Source organism: Deltaproteobacteria bacterium (assembly GCA_016235345.1).
GTDB lineage: Bacteria > Desulfobacterota > Desulfobacteria > Desulfobacterales > Desulfatibacillaceae > JACRLG01.
The window spans coordinates 1-7,470 of sequence record JACRLG010000026.1; the positions used below are offsets into that span (position 1 = coordinate 1).

Annotated in this window: 2 protein-coding genes and 1 pseudogene (1 of these 3 only partly in view); all 3 read left to right on the forward strand. The window is 57.5% G+C overall.

Annotated elements, in window-relative coordinates; genetic code table 11:
- The first annotated feature begins 752 nt into the window (after nucleotides 1-752).
- Entirely contained in the window at nucleotides 753-1,265 is a 513-nt protein-coding gene (locus tag HZB23_13265) for a DUF11 domain-containing protein (GenBank protein ID MBI5845627.1), read from the forward strand.
- A gap of 159 nt (nucleotides 1,266-1,424) precedes the next feature.
- Nucleotides 1,425-4,460: a hypothetical protein gene (locus tag HZB23_13270; protein MBI5845628.1), complete on the forward strand. Its 3,036-nt coding sequence runs from the start codon at nucleotides 1,425-1,427 to the stop codon at nucleotides 4,458-4,460.
- A gap of 183 nt (nucleotides 4,461-4,643) precedes the next feature.
- Nucleotides 4,644-7,470, forward strand: a pseudogene (locus HZB23_13275) (DUF11 domain-containing protein); it runs 3,389 nt beyond the window's last position.

Genomic DNA, 7,470 nt, shown 5'->3' on the forward strand with positions numbered 1-7,470 from the left:
TGGGCCAACGAAGGGCCACGAGGTAATCAACACATGACGCCTCGGTTGCGAAACGCTCTCGGAACTCAGCCAGATTCGTCGGGTAATCCTCCATTCCCAATACTACATATTGGGGTGTTAGGAGTCAAGTGCATAGCCCCATTCTGTAATTTACATATCCAATTTTTCACGCGTATATGCCTTTCTGTCCAGGCAATAAGGCCAGGTTGAACTAGCCGGGCTGGCCCACTGTCCAAGTCAGAGAGGGTGAAAACAGCAAGGCGGCTATGGAAAGGGCTGTCAGAACCTTACTCATAAGGTTTTTTTTGAAAACCTGGATTGAGGTTACGAAATTGAATGCCTGTACCAGAAACGAACAGGAAGAAGAATATCATAAAATCAATCAATTAAGGGACAAATTTTTTTGGTGCGCCCCAATAAGGTACGGTGGCGGTTTTCTGGGACCGATAATTTTTATTGGAAAAAAATAAATAAAGAAAAAATTATCTTTAATTTCAGCCAGATGAAAGTTTTTATATAATTTCAATAAATAGTGGCATTGAAGTTGCTAAGTAAGCTGGAAGCCATATGGATATCGATTAGCATTTCATCAGCCATTAGACGCTTAACCGCGTGGTTAAGCGGTTTCGGCATGATGTTGCTGGTTTGGAAATAGGCCGGTATGGATGAAATATTATTGTGGCTCAATATTTTATCCATATTTGGGCCGCACTTAAGCGGTTTTGGAGTTTTACAAAAAAAGGAGCCGGGATATGAAAAAGCGCCTGATCAATCTGGCCGTGGCTGTGGGGCTTGTTCTCGCCTTTGCGGGAGCAGCCGCCTGGGCCGTTGACGATAACAGGGACGGCAAAAACCCCCTTGTGGTAACCATGGACGCCTTCAGGGTGGAGAAGGACGCGGCCGGCAAGGAAAAGCTGGTCAAGACCGACAAGATCGAGCCCAGTCAGGTCATAGAATACGTACTTACGAGCAAAAACGTTTCCAAAGCCGCCCTCGCCAAGGTCACCCTTTTGGGCCCCATCCCCGAAAACACCGCTTACATGGCAAAAAGCGCCACCCAGGCAAAGGGGCTTGTCCCGGTCTTTTCCATTGACAAGGGCAAGACCTTCCAGCCCGAACCGGTCAAGTACAAGGTGAAGCTCCCGGACGGAAAAGAGGCCGAGAAAATCGCCACCCCCGACATGTACACCCACGTACGCTGGGTGGTGGGCTCAATCAAGGCCGGGGAATCCTCAAAACTCCGCTACCGCGTCTCGGTGAAGTAGCGGGATCATCCCTTGGCCTTTTCCTGGGTTTACCGGCTTAAAGGCCAATAACATACATTCGATTTGTATATTCAAAGGCAGGAGCATGTTTTTTCACCCGCAACACAAGCTGTAATCATTCAGGCACCAGCAACACCAACAACAAAAGGAGGAATCAAAATGGGTATCAGGATCAAGGCGCGGCCCTTTTGGGTCGCAATGCTGCTTGTGGCAAGCAGCCTGATGGTGATGGCGGGCTCCGCGTTCGCGCTGACGCCTGCGGGCACCGAGATCCGCAACCAGTCGGTTGCGACATACTCGGATTCGGGCGGCAATCCCTACAGCACTTCGTCAAACGAAGTCATCACAATCGTCGACCCCATCTACGTGTTTGAAATCACGCCCAACGCCACCGGCGGCGGCGCGGGAGCCCCCGGAACCTTCGGAGGCACTGCTGCCCTCACCCAGTACGCGGCCCCCGGCGCAACGGTTTACTACTCCTATAAAATCACCAACAACGGTAACTCGCCCGACTCCTACCTGCTTTCCAGGATGGACGGCGCAGCCGATGCTCTGAACGCAGTGGCCGGAACCGTGGTGATCTACCGCGACGCCAACGGCAACGGCACTATTGATCCCGGCGACTTCGTTCTTACCAGCGGCGCGACCGGCATGGGTATCGCCTCCTGGGGCGGCGCCAGCATCGGCCCCGTTGCACAGGATGATTACACCTACATCATCGTGGCTTACCAGGTTCCCAACTCGGCAACCGACGGCCAGGACATTGATCTCGACATCGATGGCCGCAGCCAGGGCAACAACCTCGTGACCGATGCGGTGTCCAACTTCAACACCACCATCGTTGCGGATGCCAAGGGCGTTCTCACCCTGACCAAGGCCGTTGACAAGACGGACGCCAACCAGGGCGACACTCTCACCTACTCCATCACCGGCTCCAACACCGGCAACACGGTGGCCCGCAGCCGCGATTACGGCAACAGGGTAGACCTTAACGGCGACGGCGCACTTGACGTGCAGAACGAAGGTATCCTGATCTCCGATGCCCTCGACACCACTCGCCTCACCCCCGGAACCGGAGCGGCTAACCTGCTGGGCGTTGTTTCCTGGGCTCCCAACACAGCCACCGTGGTTTATTCTGCCGATGGCACGAACTGGTATACTGCAGCAGGAGCCGCTATCACCATTCCTGCCGCCACCATCACCCACGTCGGTCTTTTCATTCCCGACTCCGTCAACCAGGACGGCAATATCAATCCGGTGCTGGCTGTAGGCCAGGGCTTCGGTTTCTCCTTCACCGCGCCTATCGTGACCCCGCTCAACAACACCACCATTTTGAACAACGCCACTGTTTACTATGAGGACGGCGCTAACAACAGGACCACCACATCCAACACCGTGTCCACCGACATCGGCATGGATTCCAACACCCTTAACTACCAGCCGCGCATCGGGCCTTACAACGATTACAACGCGACCCTGGTGAACACGCTGGTGCCGGATTCACCGGCTGTTGGAAGCCATCCCAAGATTGACGATCCGCTCACCGAGCAGATCGAACGCTTGAACCGCAATGGCGACATATCCAACACCACCACCGACGCCGCAGCAGCTGACCGCCACGCCGGCCAGATCACCTATTTCGTGAACACCGTCCGCAACCTTGGCGGCGGAGTCGACACCTTCAACATCACCCTGAACACAGCAGCCCTGCCTGCCGCGTACATTGTTGAGCTCATGAAGAGCGACGGCATCACGGCCCTTACGGACACCAACGGCGACGGAATCGCCGACACCGGCCCCATAGCTATCGCCGGCGAATACGACGTTGTGCTTAAGGTCACCATTCCCGGAACCGCCGCAACCGGCGGACCTTACGACATCATCGTCACCGCCACCTCGCTTAAGGATTCCACCAAGAGCGACACCACCACCGACCGGCTTTCCTCCGTTCTTTCGGTTTCCGTTGACGCTGCCCAGTGGGTTGCCGCAGAAGCCCGTGGCGCACGCACTGGCGACAACGACGCTGAAGCCAACGACGCCCCGGCTGTGGCCAATGTGAATCCCGGCTCTTTCTGGGATTTCCCCCTGGACGTTGAAAACCGCTTCCCGAACGGAACCGAAACCGGCGCGCGCGACACCTACGACATTGAAGTCGTGGCTGCCACCATCCCCGCCGGATGGACCGTCACCCTGTACCGCGACCTCAATGGAAACGGCGTTGTTGACGACGCCGAACTCAACCCCATCGAGGACACCGGAGACCTCAATCCCGACGCAGCAGCAGCAGGCGAGGGCGAAAGCGCCCCCATCCTGGTGCGGGTCCAGGTTCCCGCAGGCCAGCTCTACACCGGCGCGCCTGAGAGCTTGACCTTCCGTGCAACCTCCAGGCTCAACTCCGGCGTGACCGACGACGTGATTCTGCAGGTACTGGTGAATCTCGTTCGCGGCATCAAGATCGAGCCCAACAACTCCCGCGTGTCCGTGCGCGGCGGCATCGTAACCTACGCCCATCAGGTGACCAACGTAGGCAACCAGCCTGAAACCATCACCCTTTCCTACGCCTCCTCACTTGGCTGGAACAACGTGTTTGTGACGGCGGGCGGAGCCAACATCGGCACCACTCAGACCCTTGCACCCCTGGCCCCCGGCGCTTCCACCGAGATTTACATCAAGGTGTTCGTGCCCGCCAACGCGGCTGTGGGCTCCAACGACATCACCACGGTCACCATCACCAGCGCAGACCTTGCCCTCACTGACAGCGCGGTTGACCAGACCACGGTCATCGAAGGCAACCTGCAGCTCAACAAGGTTGTCACCGAGCTTGACGGAAACGCAATCCCCACCCGCGCTACCCAGGCTCCCCAGGCGGCTGGCTTGAGCTATCATCCGCTTGAGTACGTGACCACCTACACCAACCTGGGCGCGGAAACGGCCTTCGGCACGGTTCTCACCGACGCCATCCCGGCCTACACCCGCCTCATCGTAGCCACCACCGGCGGCACCCTGGCAGTCGCACCCAGCCAGTCCGCAGCCGGAGCCATCACCTACTCCAACGACGGCGGCATCACCTTCACTTACGTGCCGGTTGCGGGCGCTGACGGCGCAGACTCCACCGTCACCCACATCCGTTACGCTGTGGGCGCTGTGGTGCCAGGCGGAACCGGCACCATCACCTTCCGGGTTCTCATCAACTGATGAATCAACCCTCCGGGCGCTTTGGGTGAAAGCCCCAAGCGCCTTGAGGCGCTTTTTTGAAAATGGGGGGAAGGATAAATCCTTCCCCCCAACGCAAAATTCAAGGCGGAATCAATGCTTTTTCGTTCAGGAACAAATGGTTTAAAGCCTCGAAACAGGCCCTTTTCATGGGTCGGGGCAGCCATGTTCCTGCTCGTTTCATGTATCATGTTTTCTACTCTTGCCCAGGCCGGACCGACCCCCGCAGGAATTCTCATCAAAAACCAGACCACTGCCTCCTTCGAGTGGGAGGGCAAAAGCTACTCCATAAATTCCAATCTCGTCACCACCCAGGTGGACCCGGTTTACGGAATCGAAATCATTCCGTCCGGCGACAAAGCAAACCCCGCGCTTTCGGCAAGAACACCCGCCGGGGGCACGGTAATTTTTCCATATCTTCTCACAAACACCGGCAATACCGCAGACAGCTTTACGCTGGACCTTCCCTTCATCGCTGGAATGAGCAGCTTTGAGCCGCATCTGCGTACAATTTATATAGATTCAAACGGCAACGGCATTCTTGAGCCCGGCGAGAGCACCACCGTTTTCCGGGTGGACAACGTTCCGGCAGGCGACAGCGTGCATCTTCTGGTTTACGTTCCGGTCCCCGGAACCAGGAACGCCGGGGACATCTGCTTTCTCGATCTCACGGGCGCGAGCGTGGGCGATCCCGCAAAAACCGATACCGGCAACGTATGCCGTGTAACGGTCATGGACGGGCCCATGCTGAGGCTCTGGAAGAGCGCGGATGTAACAAGCGTGCTTCCGGGAAACCCGGTGGCCTTCACCCTGGACATGGCGAACATCGGCGGGGCTTCCGCCATGGGCGAACCATTCACCGTTGATGGAGTATCCCGCACCGGCGTGGTTGTGCTGGACAGCATCCCGGATTATCCGACCGGCGGCGCACGTTACATTGCAGGCTCCCTTACGGGGGTTCCTGCGGGCGTCAAGCTGTTCTCCACCAACGGCGGAGTCACCTGGACAGCCCTTGGCGAGCCTCTGGCCTCCCAGGTTACGGACGTTGGGTATCTTTTCGAGACGCCCATCGCCTCCGGCCAGTCGGCCAGGGTCAATTTTTCAATAATGGTGGACGCGGCCCATAACGACGAAGCGGTGCGGAATTCCTTCAGGGTCCGCTACGGCAACGGAACCGGCGCGGTTTACGATGAAGGCAGCAACGTGGTCACAGTGGACGTGTTGGTGGGCCAGAGCCCAAGCGATCCAAACGACCCGCTGCCGGAAATGCTATCCATCGGTCCTCATAACAACCCCACTGCAATTGGGACGGCGGATCTGACGGGAGAAGGAAACGTTACGGACAACGACGACGAAACAGTCGATCCGGGCCTTCCCGCCACCCCGCCCAATCCTTCCGGCACCCAGGTTGCGGGCAACATGGTAAAGTTTCTGAACACCGTAAAAAACACTTCGCCGGTTACCGATGTCGTTAACATAACCGTTGATTCCCTCACGAACCTTCCGGCGGGATGGATAGTGCGGCTATTCCAGGCCGACGGGGTCACCACGCTTCTGGACACCAACGGCGATTCCATCGCAGACACCGGCCCTCTTGCGCCGGGGGCGGAGAAAACCATCGCCGTTCTGGTCTACATCCCCAACGACCAGCCCGCCAGCGACAACAACGGGCAGGGCTTCCGCACGGTGATCCGGGCAAGCTGGGCCACGAATTCCAAGATTTACAACCTGACCCACGACACCGTTCCAAGGGTGATCGTAATCGGAAGCCTCTGGGATCCCTTCCGCAAGGACGAGGAAGCCCCGCCGGTGGTGAACCCGGGCACGGCCATACCCTACGTCAACACCTTCGGCAACGTGGGGCCGGGCGAGGTCTACAACGTCTACATCCGCGACGAGCTTTCCGGCGATCTCACCAATGTCCACGACATAACCACCGGCACGATTACGGACATCACCGGAACAGGGGTCACCATAAACGTCACCGGCTCCTATTCGGCGGTCACCCACATAGTCACCTGGTACATGCCGGTGGTGCCAGCAGGCTTCACGGGGCAGGTGCGCTTCAAGGCGGACGTGGCGCAGGGGATCGCAGACGGCAAGGAAATCCCCAACGTCTTCACCATAACGAGCGATTCCAACCTCCAGGTGAAAACCAGCAACCTGGTGGCAAACGTGGTGGGCGGCGACAGGATTCTCACCATAAGCAAAAAGGCCAATATACAGAAGGCCTCGGTGGGCGATCCGATTCTTTACACCATAGAGGTGGAAAACAAGGGAGCGGACCCCATAAGCTCTGCGGTTCTTACAGACCGGATTCCAAAGGGCTTCCGCTACGTGAAAGATTCCGCAAGGCGAGACGGAAAAGCGATAGCCACCACAGCCGACGGAAACGGGACATTGCTTACCTGGAACCTGGGAACCCTTGCAGCCAAGGCCAAGGCCGAAATAACCTGTGTGCTGGTAATAACTTCGGACGCTCCCATCGGGGACGCCGAAAACACGGCCACGGTATCCGGCAGGCTGCCCTTGGGATCTAAACTTTCATTCTCCGATTCTGCGGTGGTGAAGGTGGAGGAAGGCGTCTTTACCCAGGATTCCGTAATCATCGGCAAGGTTTTCATAGACCAGAACGGCAACCGCGTTCAGGACGAGTCCGAGCCGGGTGTGGCAGGCGTCCGGCTCTATCTTGAGGACGGAACCTTCGTAATAACCGATCGTGAGGGCAAGTACCACATAGACGGCGTAAAACCCGGAACCCACAACATGCGCCTGGACGAGTCCACCCTTCCGCCCGGTCACGTGCTGGGGGTGCTGGATGTCCAGAATGCCGATAACCCCGCCTCGCGTTTCGTCGAGCTTTCCTACGGCACCATCCACAAGGCCAATTTCAGGGTACTGGAAAAGCCCGAAGACACCTTAAGTCGCGGCCCGGTAAAACCTCTTACGCTTCTTCCAATCACCCTGTGTAAGGACGGGGACACGCTTAAAA

Coding starts and splice junctions, on each gene's coding strand:
- HZB23_13270 (MBI5845628.1), top strand. CDS start 1,425: ATGGGTATCAGGATCAAGGCGCGGCCCTTTTGGGTCGCAATGCTGCTT.
- HZB23_13265 (MBI5845627.1), top strand. CDS start 753: ATGAAAAAGCGCCTGATCAATCTGGCCGTGGCTGTGGGGCTTGTTCTC.